This is a genomic window from Mesorhizobium sp. Root554 (assembly GCF_001427025.1).
Taxonomy (GTDB): Bacteria; Pseudomonadota; Alphaproteobacteria; order Rhizobiales; family Rhizobiaceae; genus Mesorhizobium.
This window is the reverse complement of the sequence record NZ_LMGA01000001.1, coordinates 326,857-352,585: the sequence shown is the minus strand read 5'-3', so window position 1 is coordinate 352,585 and position 25,729 is coordinate 326,857. Positions and strand designations below refer to the sequence as shown.

Sequence of the window (25,729 nt, the reverse complement as noted above, 5' to 3'; positions counted from 1 at the left end):
TCCTAGCCTGCATAACATGACGAGGTTCTAGCCGACCTCGACCCGGCTTTCTAAAAGGAAACGCACCGCGCGTCCCGGCATCGGGCGTGACATATCCACATCGTTATGTTCGGGCTGCGCCGGTCGCCACTGGAAGCCCTCGCGCGCGGGCAGCGTGAAGGCGCAGGCGCGGCGGTCGCCATTGACCAGCACAGCGAGCCGACCGCCCTCGTTCATCGACAGAACCATGATGAGACGGCGGCGTTGCGTGTCCTCCCACTCGATCGTCCGCATCGCCACGCCGGTTTCAGTCAGCCACGACACCTTGTCATCGCTCAGCCATGCGGTTTCGGACAGTGTCGGCGCGGAACGGCGCATCGCCGAAAGCGCGGCGACGAAATCCTCCAGCGCCGCGTCGCGGTGCCGCCAATCCAGCCATGTGACGGCGTTGTCCTGCGCATAGGCGTTGTTGTTGCCGCGCTGGCTGCGGCCGAACTCGTCGCCCGCCGTCAGCATGATCGCGCCGCGCGAAGCGAACAGGGTGGCGAGCAGCGCGCGGACATCGCTGCTGCGGGCGGCCGTGACCTTGGCGTCTCCGGAATCCCCCTCGACGCCATTGTTCCATGACAGGTTCTCGTCGTGGCCGTCGCGGTTGTCCTCGCCATTGGCTTCGTTGTGCTTGTGCGCATAGCCTGCGATGTCGGCCAGCGTCATGCCGTCATGCGCGGCGATGAAGTTCACGCTGCGGGTGGCCCTTGCGCCCTCGGACGCGAACACGTCCGACGAACCGGCCAGCCGCGTCGCCAGCGCGCCGACCGTGCCGCCGTCGCCGCGCCAGAAGCGGCGCACATCGTCGCGATATTTGTCGTTCCATTCCAGAAAGGACGGCGGGAAATTGCCGAGCTGGTAACCGCCCGTCCCGATGTCCCACGGCTCGGCGATCAGTATACGGTCTGAAAGCAACGGATCGGCGCGCATGGCGGTGAGCAGCGGCGCGTCCGCCCGGAAGCCGTCATCCGTGCGGCCCAGCACCGGCGCAAGGTCGAAGCGGAAGCCGTCGACACCGGCGTACCGAACGAAATGGCGCAGGCTGTCCATCACCAGTTCGCGCGCGACGGGATGATCGCAGGCCAACGTATTGCCAGTGCCGGTGTCGTTGACCAGCCTGCCGTCGCGATGCCGGTAGTTGGCCCGCGCATCCAGCCCGCGCAGCGACAGCGTCGGCCCGTGGGCATCGCTTTCGCCGGTGTGGTTGAAGACCAGATCGAGGATCACGCCGATGCCAGCGCGACGCAACGCTGCAACGGCATCACGCAGATCCGTCAGTCCGCCCGGGGCCAGCCGTGGATCGAGCGCCATGAAGGTCACGGGGTTATAGCCCCAGGCATTGGTGAGCCCGAGCGGCCCCAGATGCCGTTCATCGATCCACGCCGTCACCGGCATCAGTTCGACCGCCGAGACGCCGAGTTTTGCCAGGTGCTCGATCACCGCCGGATGCGCCAGCGCGCGGATCGTGCCGCGATCACGTTCAGGAATATCCGGATGGAGCATCGAAAAGGACCGCACCGAAAGCTCGTAGATCAGACCGCCGGGCTGAAAGAGCGGCGGCGTCGGCTTGACCGGCTCGGGGGCGATAGTCACCGCCTTCGGCATCAAGGGTGCCGTATCGCCGCCCTCTCCCCGCCGCGCGGCCAATCGCGGATCGTAGATGTAAGGGCGATCAATCTCGATGGCATACGGATCGACCAACAGCTTGTCAGGGTCGAACCACAGGCCGTTGTCCGGGTCATAAGGCCCCTCGGCACGAAAACCATATTTCGCCCCGGCCTTCAGGCCCGGCACGACACGCGCGTGGACGCCCTCGCCTTCGGGTTTCAGCTCGAGGCGTTCGACTTCACGCGTGCCGCTTTTGTCGAACAGGCAGACCCACAAGCGTTCGGCGCCGCCGGACCAGACGGCAAAGCGGACGCCGTCCTTGTGGACAAGGCTACCAAATCGCGGATGGACTTCGGATGCTGATTTCGACGGGCTCAGGTAATCACGCTCGGCTTGTCGCGGCCGGTATGGCTGCGAATCCCGGCAATATCATCGGCGGCGGCGATCAGGTCGGCAAGCGCTTCCTGCGTATCGATGCCGTGCTTGCTGGCATCGGGCTCGTAGCGCTCGACATAGAGCCGTAGCGTCGCGCCTGACGTGCCTGTGCCGGACAGCCGCAGCACGATACGTGACCCGCCTTCGAACAGGATGCGGATGCCCTGATGCTCGCTGACCGACCCGTCCACCGGGTCGTGGTAGGCGAAGTCGTCGGCCTTCTCGACCGTCAGGCCGCGCACCTTCTTACCCGGCAGCGATCCGAGCCTGGCGCGCAGTTCATCGACCAGCGCATTGGCCTTGTCGCTCTCCACCTCCTCGTAGTCGTGGCGGGAGTAATAGTTGCGGCCATAGGTCGCCCAATGCTTCGTCATGATGTCCTTGGCGCTCTCGCCTCGCGCGGCCAGGATGTTGAGCCAGAACAGCACCGCCCACAGACCGTCCTTCTCACGCACGTGGTCCGAGCCGGTGCCAAAACTTTCCTCGCCGCACAGCGTCACCTTGCCGGCGTCGAGCAGATTGCCGAAGAACTTCCAGCCTGTCGGCGTCTCATACATGCCGACGCCGAGCTTCTCCGCCACGCGGTCGGCGGCGGCGCTTGTCGGCATCGAGCGCGCGATGCCGGCGATGCCCCTGGCGTAGCCGGGCGCAAGCCTGGCGTTGGCGGCGATGATCGCCAGCGAATCCGACGGCGTGACAAAGATGCCCTTGCCGACGACCATGTTGCGGTCGCCGTCGCCATCGGACGCAGCGCCAAAATCCGGGCCGGAAGCGCTGATCACGTCGTCGTAAAGCGCCTTGGCATGGACGAGGTTCGGATCGGGGTGGTGACCGCCGAAGTCCGGCAGCGGATGAAAATTGCGGCAGGTGCCGTCGGCAGCGCCAAGCCGGTTTTCGAGGATTTCCTTGCCATAGGGGCCAGTGACCGCGCTCATGGAATCGAAGGCCATGCGGAAACCGGACTTGAACAGCTTGCGCAGCGCGTTGAAGTCGAACAGCTCCTCCATCAACTCGGCGTAGTCGGTGACGGGGTCGATCACCTCCACCGTCATGCCGGCGGCGTCCACCGTGCCGATCGTGTCGATGTCGATCTTGGCTATGTCGGCGATGCGGTATTGCGAGATCGCCTTGGATTTGGCGAAGATGGCGTCGGTCAGCTTTTCCGGCGCGGGGCCGCCATTCTCGGCATTGTACTTGATGCCGAAATCCTCATGTGGCCCGCCCGGATTGTGGCTGGCCGACAGGATGATGCCGCCGAACGCCTTGTATTTGCGGATGATGTGGGACGCTGCCGGCGTCGACAATATGCCGCCCTGCCCGACCATCACCTTGCCGAAGCCGTTGGCGGCGGCGATGGCGATGGCCTTCTGGATGACTTCTCGGTTGTAGTAGCGGCCGTCGCCGCCGATCACCAGAAGCTTGCCCTTGAACCCATCCAGCGCGTCGAAGATCGACTGGATAAAGTTCTCGGCGTAGTTTTCCTGCTGGAAAACCGGCACCTTCTTGCGCAACCCGGAGGTGCCCGGCTTCTGGTCGTCGTAGGGCTTTGTCGCGACGGTGCGTATCATGTTTCAGGCAATCCTTTTCGAGAGAAGCCGGCGGTAGATCTCAACGTATTTTTCGGCGCTTCGATCCCAGGAAACATCCGCCTTCATGCCCTGCTGCTGGATCGAGGTCCACACAGCCTTGTCGCGATGCGCCGCAACCATACGGCTGACGGCATGGAGCAGCGCGTCGCCATCGTCGGGCGCGAACTGGAAGCCGGTGGCGACGCCGGCGGCCATCGCCGCTTCATTGGCGTCGATGATGGTGTCGGCAAGGCCGCCGGTGCGGGCGACCAGCGGCACGCAGCCGTAGCGCAGGCCGTACAGTTGCGTCAGGCCGCAGGGTTCGAAACGCGAGGGGATGACGATGGCCTCGCAACCGCCCTGCAGAAGATGCGACAGGCCCTCGTCATAACCCACCACCACGCCGACGCGGCCGCGATGCCGTGCGGCAGCTGCCAGCAACGCACCTTCCAGCCCGGCGTCGCCGGAACCCAGAATGGCAAGGCGCGCACCCGCTGCGACGATGCCGGCGGCGGCCGACGCGAGTATGTCCATGCCCTTCTGCCAGGTCAGGCGGCTGACGATACAGATGATCGGACTGTCGTCGCTATCCAGGCCGAAGCGTTCCTCGACCGCTCTCTTGTTGGCAGCGCGCGCCTTCAGCGTCTTTGCCGTGTAGTTGGAAACGAGGTGCTTGTCGGTCGCCGGGTTCCAGATATCGGTGTCGATGCCGTTGACGATGCCATGGAGATCGACCGAGCGCATCTTGATGAGGCCATCCAGCCCCATGCCGAATTCCGGCGAGCGGATTTCCTGCGCATAGGTGGGGCTGACGGTGGTGATCGCCCAGGCGGCCTGCAAGCCGGCCTTCAGATAACCGACGCCGCCATAATATTCGACGCCGTCCAAGGCCATTGCCTGCCCCGGCAGTCCAAGCTGACCGAAGATCGCCGCCGGATACCGGCCCTGAAAAGCGAGATTGTGGATCGTCATCACCGTCGGCGTTGTCACGGCCTTGCCGTAGCGCGCGTAGGCGAGCGTCATCGCCGCCTGCCAGTCATGGGCGTGGACGATATCCGGCAGGTAACCCGGGATAGCGCCGCCGGCAATATCGCCGCCAACCTGGCTGAGCGCTGCAAATCGCCGCCAGTTGTCGGGCCAATCATGGCCGGTCTGGTCGCCATAGGGACCGCCGGCACGGTCGAAGAGGTGCGGCGCATCGAGAACAAGCAGGTCGAGCCCGGTAATATTGATCGCGTGGACCGACGCCTTGCCGCCCTGCAACTGGGCGTATTGCAGCACGGCCTTCTTTTTCTTGAAGGCGCTCATCACCGAGGGGTAACCGGGAATGAGCGAGCGCATCCCTATCCCTTTGCCCGCCATCGCAACCGGCAGGGCGCCGGCGACGTCGGCCAGCCCGCCGGTCTTGATCAGCGGGAAGATTTCAGAGGCGACGGAAAGCACTTCCATGCGTCTACATACCCAATTTGTCGATCATATCCTGCGTGATCAGGCATATGCCCTTTTCCGAAACGCGGAAGCGCTTGGCGTCCAGAACCGGGTCCTCGCCCACCACCAGTCCCTCTGGAATATGGACCCCGTGGTCGATCACAACTCGGCTGAGGCGTGCGTTGCGCCCGACGTGGCAGTCGGGCAGCATTACCACCTCTTCCAGCTTGGAGTAGGAATTGATGCGCGCGCCGGTGAAGATCAGGCTGCGCCGCAGCGACGCTCCGGACACGATGCAGTCGCCGGACACAAGCGACGAGATCGCCTCGCCACGGCGGCCATCCTCGTCGTGGACGAACTTCGCCGGCGGCTTCAATTCGGCATAGGTCCAGATCGGCCAGTCGCGGTCATAGAGGTCGAGTTCCGGAATGATGTCGGTCAGGTCGATATTGGCTTCCCAATAGGCATCGACCGTTCCGACATCGCGCCAGTAGGGTTCCGCCTCCTGGGTGGAGCGCACGCAGGATTTGGCGAACCGGTGAGCGATGGCTTTGCCGCCCTTGACGATCTGCGGAATGATGTCCTTGCCGAAATCGCGGCTGGAATTCGGGTCGGCGGCATCCTTGCGCAGCATGTCCATCAGGAATTTGGTGCGGAAGACATAGATGCCCATCGAAGCGAGCGCGAAATCCGGCTTGTCGGGAATGCCGGGCGGGTCGGCCGGCTTCTCGACGAAGTCGATGATGGTGTCCTTCTTGTCGACATGCATGACGCCGAAGCCGACGGCTTCCATGCGCGGCACCTCGAGGCAGCCGACGGTCACGTCCGCGCCCGCATCGACATGCTGGCGCAGCATCAGCTCGTAATCCATCTTGTAGATGTGGTCGCCGGCGAGGATGACCATGAACTCCGGGCCATAACTCTCGATGATATCGATGTTCTGATACACCGCGTCCGCCGTGCCTTCATACCATTGCGTTTCCGAAACGCGCTGGCTGGCGGGCAGGATGTCGAAGCTTTCATTGCGTTCCGGCCGCAGGAAGTTCCAGCCGCGCTGCAGATGGCGGATCAGCGAATGCGCCTTGTATTGCGTCGCCACGCCCAGGCGGCGGATGCCGGAGTTCAGCGCGTTGGACAAAGCGAAATCGATGATGCGGGTCTTGCCGCCGAAATAGACCGCCGGCTTGGCGCGCCGGTCGGTCAGTTCCTTCAGGCGGCTTCCGCGCCCGCCGGCAAGCACATAGGCCATGGCGTCGCGGGCCAGCGGCTGGGTGCGTTTCATATCGGCCATTCAGTCCTCCCCAAAACCCTTATTGCGGAACGAATTCAAGCATGATCGTGGCCAGCGGCGGCAGCATGAGCGTGGCCGCGGCCGACGCGCCATTGGCGTGAGCCTGCACCGCCCCCGCATTGCCCTTGCCCGAACCACCGTAGTCGGCTGCATCGGTGTTCATGATCTCGCGCCATTCACCCGCATGCGGCAGCGGCACGCGATAATTGTCGCGCGGCACCGGGGTGAAATTCGAGATGACGGCCACCGGGTTCTCCCCCGGCGCCTTGCGCAGCCAGGCGAACACCGAGTTCTCCTTGTCGTCGACGATCAGCCATTCGAAGCCTTCCGGCTCGCAATCCCGGGCGTGCAGGGCCGGACGCGAGCGGTAGAGGTAGTTCAGGTCGCGCACCGCCTTGCGCACGCCCTGGTGCGGGGCGTGGTCGAGCAGGTTCCAGTCGAGCGCGCGTTCCTCGCTCCATTCTCGGCGTTGCGCGAATTCCTGCCCCATGAAGAGCAGTTTCTTGCCGGGATATCCCCACATGAAGGCATAGAAAGCGCGCAGCGTGGCGAATTTCTGCCAGTCGTCCCCGGCCATCTTGGCGAGCAGGGTGCCTTTGCCGTGCACCACCTCGTCATGCGAGAGCGGCAGAACAAAGTTCTCGCTGAAGGCGTACACCAGTCCGAAGGTAAGCTGGTCGTGATGATGATTGCGGTGGACAGGCTCCTTGGCGAAATACTCCAGCGTGTCGTGCATGAAGCCCATGTTCCACTTGAAGCCGAAGCCGAGCCCGCCTTCATGGACGGGCGCCGAGACCTTCGGCCAGGACGTCGATTCTTCGGCGATGGTCATGACGCCGCTCTGGTGGCCGTAAAACTCGGTGTTCATTTTCTGCAGGAAGCTGACCGCTTCCAGGTTCTCGCGCCCACCTTTCTCGTTAGGGATCCACTCGCCCGCCTTGCGCGAATAGTCGAGGTAGAGCATCGAGGCCACCGCATCCACCCGCAGCCCGTCGACGTGATATTTTTCCGCCCAGTAAAGCGCATTGTTGACCAGGAAAGACCGCACCTCGCTGCGGCCGAAATTGTAGATCAGCGTGTTCCAGTCGGGATGGAAACCCTTGCGCGGATCCTCATGTTCGTAAAGCGCGGTGCCGTCGAACCGCACCAGTCCGAACGCGTCGACGGGGAAATGCGCCGGCACCCAATCCAGCAGGACGCCGATTCCGGCGCGATGCGCGCCATCGACGAAGCGGGCGAACCCCTCCGGCTCACCGAAACGGGCGGTCGGCGCATAGAGACCAGTGGTCTGGTAGCCCCAGGATGGATCGTAGGGATGCTCCGAGATCGGCAGGAACTCGATATGGGTGAAGCCGGCATCGACCACATAAGGGATCAGCCGCTCGGCAAGCTCGTCCCAGGAGAGGAAGGTGCCGTCGTCGCGGCACTGCCAGGAGCCGGCGTGAACCTCGTAAATGGAGATCGCCTCGCGGCGGCTGTCGGCGGCGCCCCAGAATTTGCGATGCGCCTCGTCACCCCATTCGTGCGCGTAGGGCGCTGCGATGATAGAGGCCGTATCCGGTCGCAGTTGCGAGCGGAAGGCGAAGGGGTCCGCCTTCAGCGGCAGGCGCACACCATCGCCGGCCAGGATTTCGAACTTGTAGCAGCGGCCGGCATCAATGCCGGGAATGAAGATTTCCCAGATGCCGGTGTCCTGCCGGTTGCGCATGGCATGGCGGCGGCCATCCCATTCGTTGAAATCGCCGACGACCGAGACCCGGCTGGCGTTGGGCGCCCAGACGGCGAAATGCACACCGATCGCCGCCTCGTGCTCGATGACATGCGCGCCGAGCTTGTCGAACAGCCTGAGATGCGAGCCTTCAGCGATATAGTAGTCATCCATCGGTCCCAGCACGGGGCCGAAGGAATACGGGTCACTCACCCACCAGTCGCCGCCTGCGTTGCGGGCATGATATTTGAGCGGCTGGCGCTTGCGGATCGACAGCTTGCCTTCGAAAAAGCCCGCGTCGTCGCGACGCGTCAGTTCCCCGGCATCTTTGCCGTCCAGCGTGTAGGCGGTCACCTCGTCGGCATGCGGCAAGAAGCAGCGCGCTACCAGACTTTTGCCCGCCTGTTGAATGCCGAGAACGCCGAACGGATCGCCATGTGTGCCGGCGACGACAGCCTCGACATCGCCGGCCGCGGCCTGCTCGTCGGGCCCGCTTATCGCAGCGGTCGCGCGCGGCTTCCTCATAAACGGTACCCCTCCCTGGGCATCCGAGCCACTATCTATGCCTCATGCAATCACATCAGGCCGGCACGTTCCAGATGTCTTTCGCATATTGACGAATGGTCCGGTCGGATGAGAACCAGCCCATGCGGGCAACGTTGCGGATGGCCTTGGCGTTCCATTCGGGGCTGTTGCCCCAGACGCCATCGACCGTCCGCTGCATGGCCGCATAGGAGTCGAAATCGGCGGCGACCATGAACCAGTCGCTGTCATAGAGACCGTTCATCAGTTCACGGTAGCGGTCCGGATCATCCGGCGAGAACACGCCGGATGAAATGGCCGAAATCGCCTGGGCGAGTTCCGGTGAACCTTCGATGATCGCCCTCGGCTCATAGCCGTTGGCGCGGCGGTCCGCCACCTCGTCAGCCTTCAGCCCGAAGATGAAGATGTTGTCGTCGCCGACGCATTCCTTGATCTCGACATTGGCGCCATCCAGCGTGCCGATGGTGAGCGCGCCGTTGAGTGCGAATTTCATGTTACCGGTGCCGGAGGCTTCCATGCCGGCGGTCGATATCTGCTCGGAAAGATCGGCCGCCGGCATCATGATTTCAGCCAGGCTGACATTGTAGTTCGGCACGAACACCAGCTTCAGCAGGCCACGGACAGCAGGATCGTTATTAATCACCTTGGCTACATCATTGGCGAGTTTGATGATGAGCTTGGCGTTGTGATAGCTCGGCGCCGCCTTGCCGCCGAAGAACTTCACACGCGGCATCCAGTCCCGATCCGGATGGGAGCGTATCTGATCGTAAAGCGCCACGGCCTCGAGAATGTTGAGCAACTGGCGCTTGTATTCGTGGATGCGCTTGATCTGGATGTCGAAAAGCGCCGAGGGATCGACCTTGATGCCCAGCCGCTCGGCGACGAGATTGGCGAGCCGCACCTTGTTCGCCCGCTTCACGCCGGCGAATTTCTCGCGGAAGGCGGCATCCTCGGCGAATGTCTCCAGCCCCTTTATGGCGTCGATATCGTCAAGGAACCTGTCGCCGATGGTCTCGCGCGCCAACGCCGTCAGGCCGGGATTGCACTGGATCAGCCAGCGCCGCGGCGTGATGCCGTTGGTCTTGTTGTTGATGCGTTCCGGATAGAGATTGTGGAGATCCGCGAAGACCGTCTCCTTCATCAGTTCCGTGTGCAGCGCCGAGACGCCGTTGATGGAATGCGAGCCGACGAAAGCCAGATTGCCCATGCGCACGCGCCGGTCGCCGTTTTCCTGAATCAGCGAAATGCGGGCGATCTGCTCGTCGGAGAAACGTCTTGTCGCCCGCGCCTCCAGAAGGATCTGGGCGTTGATCGCATAGACGATCTGCATATGCCGCGGCAACAGCCGCTCGAACAGCGGCACTGGCCAGCTTTCGAGCGCCTCCGGCAGCAGCGTGTGATTGGTGTAGGCAAAGGTACGCTTGGTGACGTCCCAGGCTTGATCGAAGTCCATGCCGTGGACATCCAGGAGCAGCCGCAGCAACTCCGTCACCGCGACCGCCGGATGGGTGTCGTTCAGATGGATGGCGGCCTTGTCCGGGAGCGAAGCCAGATCGCCATACTGGCTGAGATGCCGCTGTACGATGTCCTGAAGCGATGCTGAGGAGAAGAAATATTCCTGGCGCAGCCGCAATTCCTGCCCGGCCATATGGGAATCGGCGGGATAGAGGACACGGGAAAGTGCATCCGCCTTGTTGCTTTCGGCCAACGCGCCGATGTGGTCGCCGGCATTGAATTTGTCGAGCAGGATGGGATCGACAGGCATCCCGGACCACAACCGCAGCGTGTTGACGCGGTTGGCGCGCCAGCCGACCACCGGGGTGTCATAAGCCACCGCCAGCACATGCTCTGTCGGCCTCCAGACATGCCTTTCGAGGCGGCCATCTTTAGTGGTTTTCGATTCTACCGAACCGCCAAAGCCGATCTCGAAAGAGCGCTCGCGGCGCTCGAACTCCCACGGATTGCCGTGGTCCAACCAGGTTTCCGGAAGTTCGACCTGCCAGCCGTCATGGATTTCCTGCCGGAACATGCCGTTGGCATAGCGGATGCCGTAACCATGGGCTGGAATGTCGACCGTGGCCATCGATTCCATGAAACAGGCAGCGAGCCGGCCCAGGCCGCCATTGCCCAGCGCCGCATCCGGCTCCAGCGCGGCGACCGTGTCCAGATCGACGCCAAGCGTGCCCAACGCCTCGCGCATCGTTTCCATCAGGCCGAGATTGGAAAAGGCGTCGCGCATCAGGCGGCCAATGAGGAATTCCAGCGACAGATAATAGACCCGCTTTTCCTGCTGGGCGTAGGTTTCCTTGGTCGCCTCGATCCAGTGATCGATGATGCGGTCGCGGATCACCACGATGGACGCAGCCAGCCAGTCGTGCTGCGTGGCGACGGTCGTATCCTTGCCAAGACGATACTTCAGCGCCTTGAGGATTTCAGCCGCAAGCGTCTGCGGATCGGGATTGTCCGGAAGAGAGACAGGGGAGCCGGATTTCTCTGCGCGCGTCATTTCGTATCCCGTGCTGCTCAACTCGGACTCCAGTGCCGTCGTATCATTCCTCCGTCTTCATGCTAGACAAGCGGAAAAAAAATTCAAACGATTTAGTCATTTCCCGTCAGCCGACCCTGCGGCAATTCGACTATGCGGCGACAACGGCCTCAGGAGCCGGCTTGGCGCCGGTCATGAAGGCGACCGCGTCGGACATCGAATACTCCTTCGGATCGATGACGCACAGACGACGGCCGAGCCGATGGATGTGGATGCGGTCGGCGACTTCGAAGACATGCGGCATGTTGTGTGAAATCAGAACGATCGGCAGGCCGCGACGCTTGACGTCGAGGATCAGCTCCAGCACGCGCCGGCTTTCCTTGACGCCGAGCGCCGCCGTCGGCTCATCCATGATCACCATCTTGGAGCCGAAGGCCGCAGCCCGCGCCACCGCCACGCCCTGGCGCTGACCGCCGGAAAGCGTCTCGACCGCCTGGCTGATGTTCTGGATGGTCATGAGCCCCAGTTCGGTCAGCTTGTCGCGAGCGCGTTTTTCCATTGCCGGACGGTCCAGCATCCGCAGCCACTGGCCAAGGATGCCGGGCTTGCGGATTTCGCGGCCGAGGAACATGTTGTCGGCAATCGAAAGGGCCGGCGACAAGGCAAGGTTCTGGTAGACCGTCTCGATGCCGGCGGCACGCGCCTCCATCGGCGACTTGAAGCTTACCGTCTTGCCTTCCAGTTCGATTACACCTTCGTCGGGAACGACCGCCCCGGAAATCGCCTTGATCAGCGACGACTTGCCGGCGCCGTTGTCGCCGATGACGGCGAGGATTTCGCCGGGGTAGAGGTCGAAATCGGCGTTGTCGAGCGCCGTCACCCGGCCATAGCGCTTGACCAGGCCCTTCGCGGTCAGGATTGGCTGCGTGCTCATACCGAAACCTTTCTGATCCACTGGTCGACTCCGACCGCGCCGATGATGAGGACGCCCGTCAGCAGCACCTTCCATTGCGGATCGGCGCCAAGCATGTTCAGGCCCATGGAGACAACGCCGACGATCATGGCGCCGAACAGCGTGCCGAGGATCGAACCACGGCCGCCAAAGAGGGAAATGCCGCCGATCACCGTCGCGGTAATCGCCTGCAGATTGTAGTCGGTGACCGCCCAGGACGGCGAAATGGAGCCATTGCGGCCAATCGCGACCCAGGCAGCGAACGCGGCGATCAGCCCCGCCAGTCCGTAGACGGCCATCAGCACCTTCTTGGTCTGGATACCGGACAGCTTTGCCGCCTCGGGATCGTCGCCGACCGCGTAGACGTGCCGCCCCCAGGCGGTGTGGTTCAGGACGTACCAGAGCACCAGGACCAGAAGCACCATAGCGATGACGCCGGCAGTCAGCACAGCGCTGCCGATCTTGAAGCTGGAGCCGAAAACATGAAGCAGCGGCGCCTGCGCATCGACATCGGTGTCGCGAATGGTCTCGTTCGCCGAATAGATGAAATTCGTCGCCATGACGATGTTCCACGTGCCCAGCGTGACGATGAAGGGCGGCAGCCGCATGTAGGCCACCAGCACCCCGTTGAGCAGACCGCAGAGCGTGCCTACGACCAGGCCCGCTAGGACGGCGATCGGTGTGGGCAAGCCGTAGATGACCGCGACATTGCCCATGACCACCGCCGAAATGACCATGATGACGCCGATCGACAGGTCGATGCCGGCGGTGAGGATCACCAGCGTCTGCGCCGCGCCGAGGATGCCGACGACGGCGATCTGCTGCAGGATAAGCGTCAATGTATAGGACGAGAAGAAGCGTCCGCCGATGGTGAGGCCGAAGACGACGATCGACAGCAACAGAACGATCAACGGCACGGCCGCCGGGTTCGAGTGCAGGAAATGCTGCACGCGCTTGAGCAGGGACATGCCGCTTTCCTCGAAGGAGGCGACGCTGCTCTCGCTTCCCGAAAGCACCTTCTCGAATTCCTGAGCCTGGGACATTTTTCCTCCCGTTTGGCGCACGTGGTGCGCAACGTTCCCTATCGCCTGTGCCGCCGGTCCGGCGCCGGCGCTTTCGAGAGGCGGCGCGTTCATCGTCGATCCAAACCGGCTGGGGATCAAGCCCGGTCGGTTTGTTCGAACGGCAGCCCAGGATTGGGCAAAAGCCGGATGGGAATTCGCCGCGGCGAGACCGTCAAATGGCCGCCGCGGAATTCATGCCGACACCCGGCCAGGGACCCGTTGCCTATGGCAACTCCCCGGCCAAAGCGAACCGTCACCCTGCCCCTCGCCAGGGCTCGGGGCGTTCGATGACTTCGGGAGGTCCACCGGACCTCCCGATTCGCCTTGGCGAACCGTCACCTCACCCCCAGCACTTGGCCGTGCCTTCCTTGGTGTCGATCGACTTTACGCCGGTCGCAGGCTTGTCGGTGACGAGGTTCACGCCGGTGTCGAAGAAGTTCTTGCCTTCCGTCGGCTTCGGCTTGGTGCCGTCCTTGGCGAAGGCGGCGATGGCTTCGATGCCGAGCGATGCCATCATCAGCGGGTATTGCTGCGAGGTCGCGCCGATGACGCCGTCGGCAACCGACTTGACACCGGGGCAACCGCCGTCGACCGAAACGATCAGCACCTGGCTTTCCATGCCGACAGCCTTGAGCGCCTGATAAGCGCCGACCGCTGCCGGTTCGTTGATCGTGTGGATGACGTTGATGGTGTTGTCCTTCTGCAGAAGGTTCTCCATCGCCTTGCGGCCGCCCTCTTCATTGCCGTTGGTGACATCATGGCCGACGATGCGCGCATCATCCTCGTCGCCGATCTTGTTGGCGTCCTTGGGGTCGATGCCGAAGCCGATCATGAAGCCCTGGTCGCGCAGCACATCGACGGTCGGCTGGTCGGGAGTGAGATCCAGGAAGCCGATCTTCGCGTCCTTGGCCTTGTCGCCCAGCGTCGCGGCGGCCCAGGCGCCGATCAGCTTGCCGGCCTCGAGATTGTCGGTGGCGAAAGTGGCGTCAGCCGAATCCAGCGGATCGAGCGGCGTGTCGAGCGCGATCACGAGAATGCCTGCGTCGCGCGCCTTCTTCACCGTCGGTACGATGCCCTTGGTGTCGGATGCCGTTATCAGAATGCCCTTGGCGCCGTCGGCGATGCAGCTTTCGATCGCCGCGACCTGGCTTTCGGAATCGCCATCGACCTTGCCGGCATAGGATTTGAGGTTGACGCCGAGTTCCTTGGCCTTGGCGGTCGCGCCTTCCTTCATCTTGACGAAGAAGGGGTTGGTGTCGGTCTTGGTGATCAGGCAGGCGCTGACATCAGCAGCGGAAGCCGGCGCTGCCAGAGATGCGAGACCCGCGGCCGTTGCAGCGAGCAACGCCGACTTCATCAGACGGTTCATGAAATATCCTCCCGGAACAATACCAATGCCGGACCAGCCCGGCATCGAAGGCAAAGCGTACTCCCAGGTTCCGCTTGCCATCGACGCGACGAAACACCAACCGCTCCCATCTGTCAATAATTAAATCACTCTTATTTATTATTGACACAGTTGCGGTGCGGCACCATTCTGATGCAAAAGAATTTCCAATAAAAATCAGGGAGGAAGCGGTGGAAACCGGCACTTCGAGAGACGGCTCTCCCGAGCCGGCAGAGAGCCGTTTTCACCGCGGCACCAACCAGAGCGGCATGCGCGACCACAATGAGCGGCTGGTGCTGTCGCTGGTGCGCGAGAGGGGTAGCCTGGCCAAATCCGACATCGCCCGGATGACCGGCCTGTCGGCGCAGACGGTGTCAGTCATCATGCGTGAGCTGGAAGAGGAAGGCCTGCTGCTGCGGCAGGCGCCGTTGCGCGGGCGCATCGGCCAGCCATCCATTCCTATGTCTCTCAACCCGAACGGCGCCTATTTCATAGGCCTCAAGATCGGACGCCGCAGCGCCGAGTTGGTGCTCATCGATTTTCTCGGCAATCTCCGCGCGATGCAGCGGCAATCCTATCGTTATCCGACAGCGCGCGAGACGGTGAGGTTCGTCGCCAGCGGCATAGGGGAACTGCAGCAAAGTCTGAGCGAGAGCGAGCGCCGGCGTATCGCCGGACTGGGCATCGCCATGCCGTTCGAGCTGTGGAACTGGGCGGACGCCGCCGGCGCGCCGCGCGAAGTGATGGACGAATGGCGGCATCGCGACATCCGCGCGGAAGTTCAGGCGCTGTGCGCCTTCCCGGTCTACCTTCAGAACGACGCGACGTCGGCATGTGGGGCCGAACTGGTTTTCGGCACCGGCGGCAGCGGGCGCGATTTCGTCTATTTCTATATCGGCGCGTTCGCAGGCGGCGGCATCGTGCTCAACGGCCGCATCTACAGCGGCACGACCGGCAATGCAGGTGCTCTCGGCTCCATGCCGGTGCCGGGGGCCAACGGGCGGCCAGCGCAGCTGATCGACGTCGCCTCGGTGGCCGCGCTGGAGAAGGCGCTCAACGCGAAAGGCGTCGAGGCATCGCACCTTTGGACCTCACCGGAAGACTGGGGCGACATCGGCGTCGAGCTGGATGAATGGATCGGCAGCGCCGCTTCGGCGCTCGCCTACGCCATCGTGTCGGCCAGCTCGGTCATCGATTTCGAGGCCGCGGTGATCGACGGATGGATGCCAACCGCCGTGCGTGCGCGGCTTGTCAACGAAGTCGCCAGGGCGCTGGGCAAGGTCGATGCGGAGGGCTTGAAACTGCCAACCGTGCGTGAAGGCACCGTCGGCATCCATGCGCGCGCGCTCGGCGGGGCAAGCCTGCCGCTTTCGGAGCGATTTCTCGTCGGTCCGGCGAACTCCGTGGTCAGGACGCCTTGACCGTGTCTTCCTGTACCCCTGCCCTGCCCGCGACTGTGCAATCCGGCGGGCCAACAATCGTCCAGATCCATCTTCGGGAATACTGACCATCATGATCCTTTGCTGCGGCGAAGCCCTCATCGACATGCTGCCGCGCCATACGACGGCGCAGGAAGGGGCATTTGCGCCCTATGCCGGCGGCGCTGTCTTCAACACCGCGATTGCGCTGGGAAGGCTCGGCGCGCCGGCCAGTTTCTTTTCCGGCCTGTCGCTGGATTTCTTCGGCAAGCAGCTGCGCGAGGCGCTGGCGGCGAGCCATGTCGACACGCGCTATGCGCCACTCTCGGACCGGCCGACGACTTTGGCCTTCGTCCAGTTGAACGACGGCCACGCCAGCTACGTCTTCTACGACGAGAACACCGCGGGACGGATGCTGACGCCAGCGGACCTGCCTCAACTCGACGATAGCGTGGACGCCATGCTGTTCGGGGCCATCAGCCTTATCTCTGAACCGGCAGGCGGCACCTACGAGGACTTCATGCGGCGCGAGCAGGCCGATCGCGTGATGATGCTCGACCCCAACATCCGCCCCAATTTCATCCCCGACAAGGCCAGGCATCTGGCGCGTATCCGCAACATGATGGCCATGGCCGACATCGTGAAATTGTCCGACGAGGATCTCGCCTGGTTCGGCGAGGACGGTTCACCCGAAGCGGTAATCCAGCGCTGGCTGGAACGTGGCCCGAAACTGGTCGTCGTCACCCATGGTTCGAAGGGCGCGATGGGCTACACAAAGCATCACACGGTCACCGTCATGCCGCAGAAAGTCGATGTGGTGGATACGGTCGGGGCCGGCGACACTTTCAATGGCGGCGTGCTCGCCTCCCTGCACGAACAGAAGCTTCTCTCCAAGATCGCAATCGCCCATCTCACCGAGGACGCGATCCGCAGCGCGCTCACTCTCGGCGCCAAGGCCGCCGCCGTTACTGTCTCGCGCGCCGGCGCCAATCCGCCCTGGCGGCATGAGATCGCCTGATCGCCCGAAGCTCCATTGGCTGGCTGGATGACAAGGTGATCTTGCGCCTTTTCCGGCCTATGTAAGTCTGATACCAGCGGGCAAATTCGGTAACGGAAGCGAAAAGACATGCAGTTCATCGATCTGGCGGCGCAAAGGAAACGGTTGGGCGAGCGGCTGAAGACGGCGATCGAAAACGTCGTCGAGGAAGGCCGCTACATCCTCGGGCCGCAGGTTGCAGAATTCGAACAGAAGCTGGCGGCCTATGCCGGGGTGAAGCATGTCGTCGCCTGCGCCAACGGCACCGACGCGCTTCTTCTACCGCTCTATGCCTCGGGCATCGGACCCGGCGACGCCGTGTTCGTGCCGAGCTTCACCTTTGCCGCGACGGCGGAAGTGGTGGCGCTGGCCAAGGCCGAGCCGGTGTTCGTCGATGTCGATCCCGAAACCTACAATATCGATATCGCCAGTCTCGCGGCGGCGATCGAAATGGTCAAAGCCGAAGGTCGACTGCGGCCCCGCGCCATCATTCCGGTCGATCTTTTCGGCCTTACTGCAGACTACGATGCAATCATGGAAATCGCCAAACGCGAACAACTCCTGGTGATCGAAGACGCCGCCCAGTCCATCGGCGGCTCCAAGGATGGGCGCATGTGCGGCGCCTTCGGCCATGTCGCGGGCACCAGCTTCTATCCGGCCAAGCCGCTGGGCTGCTACGGCGATGGCGGCGCGATGTTCACCAATGATGGCGACCTAGCCGAAAGGCTCCGCTCCTTCGCCTTCCACGGCAAGGGCGAGACGCAATACGACAACGTCCATGTCGGCCTGAATTCGCGGCTGGATACGTTGCAGGCGGCTATCCTGATCGAGAAGCTGGCCATTCTGGACGAGGAAATGGAAGCCCGCCGGCTGGTGGCGGACCGCTACGCGCAGGGGCTCGGCGACGTGGTGACGGCGGCGCGCAACCCGTTGAGCGGCCGCTCGGCTTGGGCGCAATACGCCATCGAAACGCCGAAGCGCGACGGGCTGAAGGCTCATCTGCAGGAAAAGGGCATTCCTTCGGTCATCTATTACGTCAAGCCGCTGCATGAGCAGGTGGCGTATCGCGATTATCCGCGCACGCCGACCGGCCTTGGCGTTTCGGAAGGGCTGCCGGACCGTATCCTCTGCCTGCCGATGCATCCCTATCTGGAAGCCGCCGACCAGGATCGCATCATCGAGACGATCCGCAACTATATCGGCTCGAACTCGGCGGATGCGGCGGCTGAGTAGGCTCGGATTCCTCCCTCAAGGCGCAGGGAGCGCGCCGCTGGCGATGAAATTCGGGTTGGCGAAATCGACATCGGCGGCCTGGTTGCGCTTGCCGTAGGCCAAGGGCAGTCCGTCCAGCGTGCGGGTCATGCCGCCAGCTGCGCGCAGGACGGCGTCGCCCGCCGCCGTATCCCATTCCATCGTCCGGCCGAAGCGCGGATAGACGTCGGCTTCCGCGCCGGCAAGCAGGCAGAATTTCAGCGACGATCCGACCGAGACGATCTCGGCCGCACCGATGGTCCGGATGTAGCTCTCGGTTTCGGGCGTGTTGTGCGACCGGCTGGCGACGATTGTCAGCGGCTCGATGGCCACGCGCGCCGCGATCCGCCGACGACCCGCGATGGCAAAATCCTCATCGATCTCCAATGCTTCGGCAAACCCCGGCCGGCCCGAGAAGAACCGGCCGCTGCACGGCGCGTAGACGACGCCGATCTCCGGCGCTCCATGCCGTATCAGGGCGATGTTGACGGTAAAGTCCGTGCGCCTGCTGACGAATTCCTTGGTGCCGTCCAGCGGGTCCACCAAAAAGAAAACGTCGCCCGGATCCGATGGGGCTTCGCCGGCGGCAGCCTCCTCCTCGGCAACACAGGGGATATGCGGGAACTGGCTGCGCAGTCCGGCAAGGATGATCTTTTCGCTTGTCCGGTCGGCTTCGGTGACGGGCGATTGGTCGGCCTTTTGTTCGACCGCGCAGCCGGCCTTGAAAACGCGCATGACCTCGCGGCCCGCGGCGAGCGCGAGATGCTCAAACGCCGCGAGCATTGCCGCGTCGTCAGATGCCGCCGCCGTAGTCGTACTGGTTTTCGGCATTGTCACGCTCGGTAAGCCACTGTTCGACCGCTTCTACCATTTCTTCGGCCGATCTGCCGAGCGTCTTCAGATGAATCTCCGGGCTTTCCGGGGCTTCGTAGGGAGAGTCCACGCCGGTGAAGTTCTTGATCTCGCCCTTGAGAGCGCGAGCGTAGAGGCCTTTCGGGTCGCGCCGGGCGCATTCCTCGAAGGGGGTATCGACGAACACCTCGACAAACTCCTTCCCTTCCATGAGCTCGCGCGCCATGCGGCGCTCGGCCCGGAAAGGCGAGATGAACGACACGATGACGATCAGGCCGGCATCGGCCATCAGCTTGGCGACCTCGGCCACCCGGCGAATGTTCTCGACGCGGTCGGCGTCGGTGAAGCCGAGATCGCGATTGAGGCCATGGCGCACATTGTCGCCATCCAGAATGTAGGTGTGGCGGCCGTTGGCGTAGAGCTTCCGTTCCAGCAGATTGGCGATGGTCGATTTGCCGGAGCCCGACAGGCCCGTGAACCAGAACACAGCCGGCCGCTGGTTCTTCATGTCGGACCGCGCCCGCTTGCCGACATCAAGCGACTGCCAATGGATGTTCGCCGCGCGCCGCAAAGTGTGCGTGATCATGCCGGCGCCGACGGTCGTGTTGGTGATGCGGTCGATGAGGATGAACGCGCCGGTCGAGCGGTTCTCGGCGAACGGGTCGAAGGCGATCGGTGCGCGCAGCGAGATGTTGCAGACACCAACCTCGTTCATCGCCAGGGACTTGGCCGCTTCCTGCGAGAAATCGTTGACGTCGAGACGGTACTTCAAATCGGTGACGACGGCGCTGACCTGATCGGTCTCCGTCTTTAATATGTAGGAGCGGCCGGGCAGCAGCGCCTGTTCATCGAACCAGACGATGTTGGCGGCAAGCTGGTCGGCAACCTCCGGACGGGCGGTGGGCGCGACCAGCATGTTGCCGCGCGACACCTCGACTTCCTCATCCAGGACGAGGGTGACAGCCTGCCCCGCAACCGCGCTTTCAAGATCGCCGCCATGCGCGACGATGCGCCTGACGCGCGCCGCCTTGCCGGATTTGGCGACGACGATCTCCTCGCCCCGCGTGACCGAACCCGACGCCACGGTTCCGGCAAAACCACGGAAATCCAGGTTCGGCCGGTTCACATACTGGACGGGGAAACGAAAGGGCAGATCGTTGACGGCATCGTCGACCACCACGTCTTCGAGGTGCTCGATGAGCGTCGGTCCGGAATACCATTCCATGCGCGACGACGGGCTGGTGACATTGTCGCCGAAACGGGCCGACATCGGGATCGGGGTGATGGTCTTGAAGCCGAGACTGGCGGCAAAGGCCTTGTAGTCCTCGGCGATGCGCTCGAACGCCTGCCGGTCGAAGCCAACCAGATCGATCTTGTTGATCGCAACCACAACGTGGCGGATGCCGAGCAGCGATGCGATGATCGAATGGCGCCGGGTCTGGCGCAACACGCCCTGGCGAGCATCGACCAGCACGATGGCGAGGTCGGCGGTCGATGCGCCGGTGGCCATGTTGCGGGTGTATTGCTCGTGGCCGGGCGTGTCGGCAACGATGAACTTGCGCTTGGAGGTGGCGAAGAAGCGGTAGGCGACATCGATGGTGATGCCCTGCTCCCGCTCGGCCTCCAGCCCATCCACCAGCAGCGCGAAATCGATGTCCTCGCCCGTCGTCCCGTGCTTGCGGGAATCGCGTTCCAGCGCCGCCAGCTGATCCTCGAATATCTGCTTGGTGTCGGACAGGAGACGCCCGATGAGCGTCGACTTGCCGTCATCGACCGAACCGCAGGTCAAAAAACGCAGGAACGACTTATGCTCCTGGGCGAGCAGGTAGTCGCGGATCTTGTCGGAGGGGACGAGGCTTTCGGCCGGAATGTGACGCATACTCAGAAGTAACCCTCGCGCTTCTTCTTTTCCATGGAACCGGACTCGTCCCGGTCGATGAGCCGTCCCTGGCGCTCGGACGTGCGCGCGGTCAGCATCTCGCCGACGATGGCTTCAAGCGTATCGGCATCGGATTCGATGGCTCCCGTCAGCGGGTAGCAACCGAGGGTGCGGAACCGCACCATGCGGTTCTCCACCTTTTCGCCCGGCCGCAACTGCATGCGGTCGTCATCCTTGAGGATCAGCATGCCGTCGCGTTCGACGACCGGGCGCTCCTTGGCGAAATAGAGCGGCACGATCGGGATGCTTTCCTGCAGGATGTACTGCCAGATATCGAGTTCGGTCCAGTTCGACAGCGGAAACACCCGGATCGACTCTCCGGCGGAAATGCGGGTGTTGAAGATGTTCCACATTTCCGGGCGCTGGTTCTTCGGGTCCCAGGCGTGCTGCGCGTTGCGGAAAGAGAAGATGCGCTCCTTGGCGCGGGACTTCTCCTCGTCGCGGCGGGCGCCGCCGAAAGCGGCGTCGAAACCGTATTTGTCGAGCGCCTGCCGCAGCGCCACCGTCTTCATGATGTGGGTGTGGGTGTTGGAGCCGTGGTCGAACGGGTTGATATTATCGCGCACGCCGTCCTCGTTCACATGGACGAGCAGGTCGATACCGAGCTTCTCCGCCATGGCGTCGCGGAAGGCGATCATCTCGCGGAACTTCCAGGTCGTATCGACATGCAGGAACGGAAAAGGTGGCTTGGCTGGATAGAAAGCCTTCATCGCCAGGTGCATGAGCACCGCCGAGTCCTTGCCAACGGAGTAGAGCATCACCGGCTTGGAGAAATTCGCCACGACTTCCCGAAAAATATGGATGGACTCGGCCTCGAGCCGTTGAAGGTGCGTGAGCGCGATGTTCATGGGGCCAAGTATTCTTTCATGCCAAAAAAGGCTCCCGGCCGTCTTGGGACCAAGAACCAGCCGGCCCGGGAGCCAGCCATTTCAATGGGCTTTTTAGCAGCCAGCCAACTTGAGAACACGCAATATCAAGCTGGCAAACACCCCTTTGAGAGACATGGTTTTCCGCTCATCGGCGAAATGCGACAAACTTCTTCCCCGGTTCCGCAGCCATGCATCCGCCGAACCCCTAGCAGCGGCGCAGGCCGAAAAAACTGCCGTTTGCAGCCGATGGGCTGCGGCGGCCATTGTCACAATTCCATTTCAGTTCCGTGTCAGTGGTGGTAGACCGGCGCGCGACTTCTGGACAAGGCGAAGCGAAATTGAAAATCACTATTTTTGGCGTAGGCTATGTGGGTCTGGTCACCGGCGCGTGCTTTGCGGAAGTCGGCCATGAGGTTCATTGCGTCGATGTCGACCAGAACAAGATCGACGGGCTGAAGAACGGCATCGTTCCGATCTACGAAGCCGGGCTTCCGGAGCTTGTCGCCAAGAATCAGGAAGCCGGACGCCTCGTCTTCACCAACGATGCCGCCGGAGCCGTGGCGTTCGGCCAGATCGTCTTCATCGCCGTGGGAACTCCCCCGAACGAGGATGGTTCGGCCGACCTCACCCACGTCCTGTCGGTGGCCGAGACGATCGGCACGCATATGTCCGAGTTCAAGGTCGTCGTCGGCAAGTCGACGGTGCCCGTCGGCACCATCGACCGAATCCACAACAAGATTCTGGAAACCCAGAAGCGGCTCGGAAAGGCGCATGATTTCGAGGTCTGCTCCAATCCGGAGTTCCTCAAGGAAGGCTCCGCGATAGAAGATTTCACCAAGGCGGCGCGCATCATTGTCGGCACCAACTCCGAGCGGGCGCGCAAGGTCATGCGCGAGTGCTATGCGCCGTACAGCCGCAACCACGACAAGGTGATGTTCATGGACCCGCGCTCGGCGGAACTGACGAAATATGCCGCCAACGTCATGCTGGCGACGAAGATCAGCTTCATGAACGAGATCGCCAATCTGGCCGAACGGCTGGGGGCCGATGTCGAACAGGTGCGTCTCGGGATCGGCTCGGACCCCCGCATCGGCTATCATTTCATCTATCCCGGATGCGGCTATGGCGGCTCTTGTTTCCCGAAGGACGTACAGGCGCTCGGGCGTACGGCGGATCAGGTGGGCTATGACGCTCCGCTCATCAAGGCGGTCGAGGAAACCAACAATGCGCAGAAGAACGTGCTCTTTCGCAAGCTGGAGCAGATTTTCGACGGCGATCTCAAGGGACGCCGCATCGCGGTATGGGGGCTGGCCTTCAAGCCGAACACCGACGATATGCGCAGCGCGCCGAGCCAGGCCCTGATCGACGCCCTGCTGGCCAATGGCGCGCATGTGCGGGCTTTTGATCCGGCGGCCATGGACAAGGCGCGCAGTGTTTACGGAGACCGGCAGGATCTGGTGTTCTGCGCCAGGCAGGAAGACGCCGTGACGGGAGCCGATGCGCTTGTCATCTGCACGGAATGGAAACAATTCCGCATTGTTGACTTCAAAAAGCTCAAATCCGAGCTGAAAAATCCCATCATCGTCGATGGACGCAACCTTTATGAGCCGACGGAACTGCGGGACTACGGCTTTCTGTATTACGCGATCGGCCGAGGCGACTCCGCGAGCCTGTTTGCCGGCAAAGCGGCATAGGTCTTACCTGGTTGCGACCTGCAGGTTCTATTTCGGATGGAAATTTTAGTTTTCTTGGAGAACCGATGGGAGGAGACTACAGTGACTGACGACAGTGCCCGGGGAATACACAGAACGTGAATCAGCATCGTATCTTGAGGTATGCGGGTTCTGTTCTTGACGTCCTCACGGCGGCGGGCGCGTTTATCTGCTCCTACCTGACAATTTTCGGCGTCGATCTCTATCGCAACGTTCCCGGAATCCAGGAAAAGACGCTGGCTTTTGCCGGCGTTTTTACCCTGTTCTTCTGGCTATTGTCCATGCATCGCGGATCGTGGCGATACGTTTCCATTCCCGACCTCACGACCATCATCAAGGTCAGCTTCGCCACCGTCATCACCTATACGGTCTTCGCTTTCCTGTTGACGCGCGGCAGCAATGTGCCGCGCTCGGTGCCGGTCCTGACTCTGTTGTTCATGATCGCCGGACTGTCGACTTCGCGGCTGGTGTATCGGCTGTTCATGGAACGGGCGTTTCTGCTGCCCGCCGACAGCGAGCGATCGCCATCACGCAAATCCATCAACGTCCTGCTCTACGGGCTTACGGATAATGCCGAAAGCTTCATCCGGGCCAATCGCCGCGGCGCAAGAAGCGACTTCCATGTCGCCGGCATACTTGACGACAACGTTCTCAACCAGACGCGAATTGTCCAGGGCGTGAAGGTGCTGGGCGATTTCGCTTCGCTCGGCCAGATCGTCAGCCGGCTGGAAAAATCCCGGACCAAGATTTCCGAGATCATCATCACCGAAATCGGTCCGAACCGCCAGCATCTCGCTGAAATCGTCGAGAAGGCGGCGCGGCTTGGCATCAAGGCTTCGAGAATTCCGGACTTCACGGAAACGTCGCTGATCACCAGCCAGACGATGCTTCAGCCCAAGGCCATCGAACTCGGCGACCTTTTGGGACGGCCCGAAGTGGTGGCCGATCTGCAAGGGGTCGCGCGGCTGATCAACAACAAGGTCATTCTGGTCACCGGCGCCGGCGGTTCGATCGGATCGGAGCTTTGCCGCCAGATAGCGAGCTTTGGACCGAGCCTGCTGATCCTGACCGATTTTTCCGAATACCACCTCTACATGCTCGACATGGAGATCCAGGAAAACTTTCCCAACCTCAATGTCGTGACGCGGATCGTGAACGTGCGCGACAAGGGCCGGGTGACCAGTCTTTTCGCCGAATTCCATCCGGACTCGGTGTTCCACGCGGCGGCGCTCAAGCATGTGCCGCTGGTCGAGGCCAACCCCATCGAGGCGGTCAAGACCAATCTGCTCGGGACCCGAAACGTGGCCGACGCCGCCCTGCAATACGGCGCGACCAATTTCGTCATGATCTCGACCGACAAGGCCGTAAATCCCACCAATGTGATGGGAGCGACCAAAAGGGCGGCCGAGGCCTATTGCCAGTCCGTCGATATCAGTTCGCAAAAGACGCGCTTCAAGACGGTCCGCTTCGGCAATGTGCTCGGGTCGAACGGGTCGGTGGTGCCGCGTTTCCAGGAGCAGATCGCCAATGGCGGTCCGGTTACAGTCACCCATCCGAACATCGTGCGTTTCTTCATGACCATACCGGAAGCGGTGCGGCTGGTGCTGAACGCGTCCTCGCACGAGCACGGCAAGCAGGATGAGCGCGGCAAGATCATGGTGCTCGACATGGGCAAGCCCGTCCGCATCGTCGACCTCGCCGAGCGCATGATCCAGCTTGCCGGCTTCAGGCCGCGCGTCGATATCGACATCGTCTTCACCGGACTGCGTCCCGGCGAGAAGCTCTACGAAGAGCTTTTCGACCCCTCCGAGATGCAGGAGCACTCGCCCGAGGACACTTATTTCGTCGCCTCGCCGCGCGTCATCGACAAGGGCGTCCTGCACAAGACGCTTGTCACCTTGCAGGAGGCCGTGTTGCGCGAAGACCGCGCGAGGACGATCGAGCTGCTCAACCATATCGTCCCCGAATACAAGCCCGGCAATACGAGCGTGCCCGAGCCGTCCTTTCCGAAGGACGACGTCACCGACAGCAATCCGCTCAACTGATCGGCAGTCGGCAAAATCTGAGCCTGCGGGCTAATCGGCAAATCTCCGTCAAGTTCCTCCATCCATGAAAAAGGCCGCCGCCCTTGCGGGGCAGCGGCCTGAACGATACCC

Annotated in this window: 17 protein-coding genes; 5 read left to right on the top strand and 12 right to left on the bottom strand. The window is 62.6% G+C overall.

The features are described 5' to 3' along the window. Positions 1–27: 27 nt before the first annotated feature. From glgX to ASD44_RS01615, 9 genes are all read right to left on the bottom strand, one after another. Positions 28–2,013, bottom strand: a complete 1,986-nt coding sequence (glgX, locus tag ASD44_RS01655) for a glycogen debranching protein GlgX (protein WP_056107924.1) — start codon at positions 2,011–2,013, stop codon at positions 28–30. After that, positions 2,010–3,638: an alpha-D-glucose phosphate-specific phosphoglucomutase gene (locus ASD44_RS01650; protein ID WP_056107921.1), complete on the bottom strand. Its 1,629-nt coding sequence runs from the start codon at positions 3,636–3,638 to the stop codon at positions 2,010–2,012. The genes glgX and ASD44_RS01650 overlap by 4 nt, the downstream gene beginning before the upstream one ends. A gap of 3 nt (positions 3,639–3,641) precedes the next feature. Next, entirely contained in the window at positions 3,642–5,087 is a 1,446-nt protein-coding gene (gene glgA / locus ASD44_RS01645; RefSeq protein WP_056107918.1) for a glycogen synthase GlgA, read from the bottom strand. Positions 5,088–5,091: 4 nt separating this feature from the next. Continuing rightward, the gene (glgC, locus tag ASD44_RS01640) at positions 5,092–6,357 is read right to left on the bottom strand and encodes a glucose-1-phosphate adenylyltransferase (protein WP_056107916.1); all 1,266 of its coding nucleotides are present in this window, start codon (positions 6,355–6,357) and stop codon (positions 5,092–5,094) included. A 19-nt stretch (positions 6,358–6,376) separates the two neighbouring features. After that, positions 6,377–8,590 carry a 1,4-alpha-glucan branching protein GlgB gene (gene glgB, locus ASD44_RS01635; protein WP_056107913.1) on the bottom strand — a complete coding sequence of 738 codons (2,214 nt, stop codon included), beginning with the start codon at positions 8,588–8,590 and terminating at the stop codon, positions 6,377–6,379. A gap of 55 nt (positions 8,591–8,645) precedes the next feature. Next, positions 8,646–11,114 carry a glycogen/starch/alpha-glucan phosphorylase gene (locus ASD44_RS01630; protein WP_056107910.1) on the bottom strand — a complete coding sequence of 823 codons (2,469 nt, stop codon included), beginning with the start codon at positions 11,112–11,114 and terminating at the stop codon, positions 8,646–8,648. A 130-nt stretch (positions 11,115–11,244) separates the two neighbouring features. Then, a complete protein-coding gene (locus ASD44_RS01625) occupies positions 11,245–12,027 on the bottom strand; it encodes an ATP-binding cassette domain-containing protein (RefSeq protein WP_056107907.1) in 783 nt (260 codons plus the stop codon). Then, entirely contained in the window at positions 12,024–13,088 is a 1,065-nt protein-coding gene (locus ASD44_RS01620; RefSeq protein ID WP_056115235.1) for an ABC transporter permease, read from the bottom strand. The genes ASD44_RS01625 and ASD44_RS01620 overlap by 4 nt, the downstream gene beginning before the upstream one ends. Before the next feature lie 361 nt (positions 13,089–13,449). Further along, positions 13,450–14,478, bottom strand: a complete 1,029-nt coding sequence (locus tag ASD44_RS01615) for a sugar ABC transporter substrate-binding protein (RefSeq protein WP_056115231.1) — start codon at positions 14,476–14,478, stop codon at positions 13,450–13,452. Between the two features lie 209 nt (positions 14,479–14,687). Here ASD44_RS01615 and ASD44_RS01610 point away from each other — a divergent pair, with 209 nt between their 5' ends. From ASD44_RS01610 to ASD44_RS01600, 3 genes are all read left to right on the top strand, one after another. Beyond that, entirely contained in the window at positions 14,688–15,917 is a 1,230-nt protein-coding gene (locus ASD44_RS01610; protein WP_056107904.1) for an ROK family protein, read from the top strand. Positions 15,918–16,008: 91 nt separating this feature from the next. After that, positions 16,009–16,932, top strand: a complete 924-nt coding sequence (locus ASD44_RS01605; RefSeq protein WP_056107901.1) for a carbohydrate kinase — start codon at positions 16,009–16,011, stop codon at positions 16,930–16,932. A gap of 108 nt (positions 16,933–17,040) precedes the next feature. Continuing rightward, positions 17,041–18,183 carry a DegT/DnrJ/EryC1/StrS aminotransferase family protein gene (locus ASD44_RS01600; protein ID WP_056107899.1) on the top strand — a complete coding sequence of 381 codons (1,143 nt, stop codon included), beginning with the start codon at positions 17,041–17,043 and terminating at the stop codon, positions 18,181–18,183. Between the two features lie 15 nt (positions 18,184–18,198). Here the strand turns inward: ASD44_RS01600 and cysQ are convergent, their stop codons facing one another. From cysQ to cysD, 3 genes are read right to left on the bottom strand one after another with little or no spacing between them, the layout of a single operon-like run. Further along, a complete protein-coding gene (gene cysQ / locus ASD44_RS01595) occupies positions 18,199–18,984 on the bottom strand; it encodes a 3'(2'),5'-bisphosphate nucleotidase CysQ (RefSeq protein WP_056107896.1) in 786 nt (261 codons plus the stop codon). Positions 18,985–18,994: 10 nt separating this feature from the next. Continuing rightward, positions 18,995–20,932 (bottom strand): sulfate adenylyltransferase subunit CysN, encoded by a 1,938-nt coding sequence (gene cysN / locus ASD44_RS01590; RefSeq protein ID WP_056107895.1) that lies wholly within the window; start codon positions 20,930–20,932, stop codon positions 18,995–18,997. Positions 20,933–20,934: 2 nt separating this feature from the next. After that, the gene (gene cysD, locus ASD44_RS01585) at positions 20,935–21,840 is read right to left on the bottom strand and encodes a sulfate adenylyltransferase subunit CysD (protein WP_056107891.1); all 906 of its coding nucleotides are present in this window, start codon (positions 21,838–21,840) and stop codon (positions 20,935–20,937) included. Positions 21,841–22,199: 359 nt separating this feature from the next. Here cysD and ASD44_RS01580 point away from each other — a divergent pair, with 359 nt between their 5' ends. After that, positions 22,200–23,555, top strand: coding sequence for a UDP-glucose/GDP-mannose dehydrogenase family protein (locus ASD44_RS01580; protein WP_056107887.1), 1,356 nt, complete (start codon positions 22,200–22,202; stop codon positions 23,553–23,555). 116 nt (positions 23,556–23,671) lie between these two features. Beyond that, positions 23,672–25,618: a nucleoside-diphosphate sugar epimerase/dehydratase gene (locus ASD44_RS01575; protein WP_156459739.1), complete on the top strand. Its 1,947-nt coding sequence runs from the start codon at positions 23,672–23,674 to the stop codon at positions 25,616–25,618. The last annotated feature ends 111 nt before the right edge of the window (positions 25,619–25,729 follow it).

Bases quoted from the DNA above. Each gene is read 5' to 3' on its own strand.
- ASD44_RS01650 (WP_056107921.1), bottom strand. From the start codon at position 3,638: ATGATACGCACCGTCGCGACAAAGCCCTACGACGACCAGAAGCCGGGC.
- glgA (WP_056107918.1), bottom strand. From the start codon at position 5,087: ATGGAAGTGCTTTCCGTCGCCTCTGAAATCTTCCCGCTGATCAAGACC.
- glgC (WP_056107916.1), bottom strand. From the start codon at position 6,357: ATGGCCGATATGAAACGCACCCAGCCGCTGGCCCGCGACGCCATGGCC.
- glgB (WP_056107913.1), bottom strand. From the start codon at position 8,590: ATGAGGAAGCCGCGCGCGACCGCTGCGATAAGCGGGCCCGACGAGCAG.
- ASD44_RS01630 (WP_056107910.1), bottom strand. From the start codon at position 11,114: ATGACGCGCGCAGAGAAATCCGGCTCCCCTGTCTCTCTTCCGGACAAT.
- ASD44_RS01625 (WP_056107907.1), bottom strand. From the start codon at position 12,027: ATGAGCACGCAGCCAATCCTGACCGCGAAGGGCCTGGTCAAGCGCTAT.
- ASD44_RS01620 (WP_056115235.1), bottom strand. From the start codon at position 13,088: ATGTCCCAGGCTCAGGAATTCGAGAAGGTGCTTTCGGGAAGCGAGAGC.
- ASD44_RS01615 (WP_056115231.1), bottom strand. From the start codon at position 14,478: ATGAACCGTCTGATGAAGTCGGCGTTGCTCGCTGCAACGGCCGCGGGT.
- ASD44_RS01605 (WP_056107901.1), top strand. From the start codon at position 16,009: ATGATCCTTTGCTGCGGCGAAGCCCTCATCGACATGCTGCCGCGCCAT.
- ASD44_RS01600 (WP_056107899.1), top strand. From the start codon at position 17,041: ATGCAGTTCATCGATCTGGCGGCGCAAAGGAAACGGTTGGGCGAGCGG.
- cysQ (WP_056107896.1), bottom strand. From the start codon at position 18,984: ATGCTCGCGGCGTTTGAGCATCTCGCGCTCGCCGCGGGCCGCGAGGTC.
- cysN (WP_056107895.1), bottom strand. From the start codon at position 20,932: ATGCGTCACATTCCGGCCGAAAGCCTCGTCCCCTCCGACAAGATCCGC.
- cysD (WP_056107891.1), bottom strand. From the start codon at position 21,840: ATGAACATCGCGCTCACGCACCTTCAACGGCTCGAGGCCGAGTCCATC.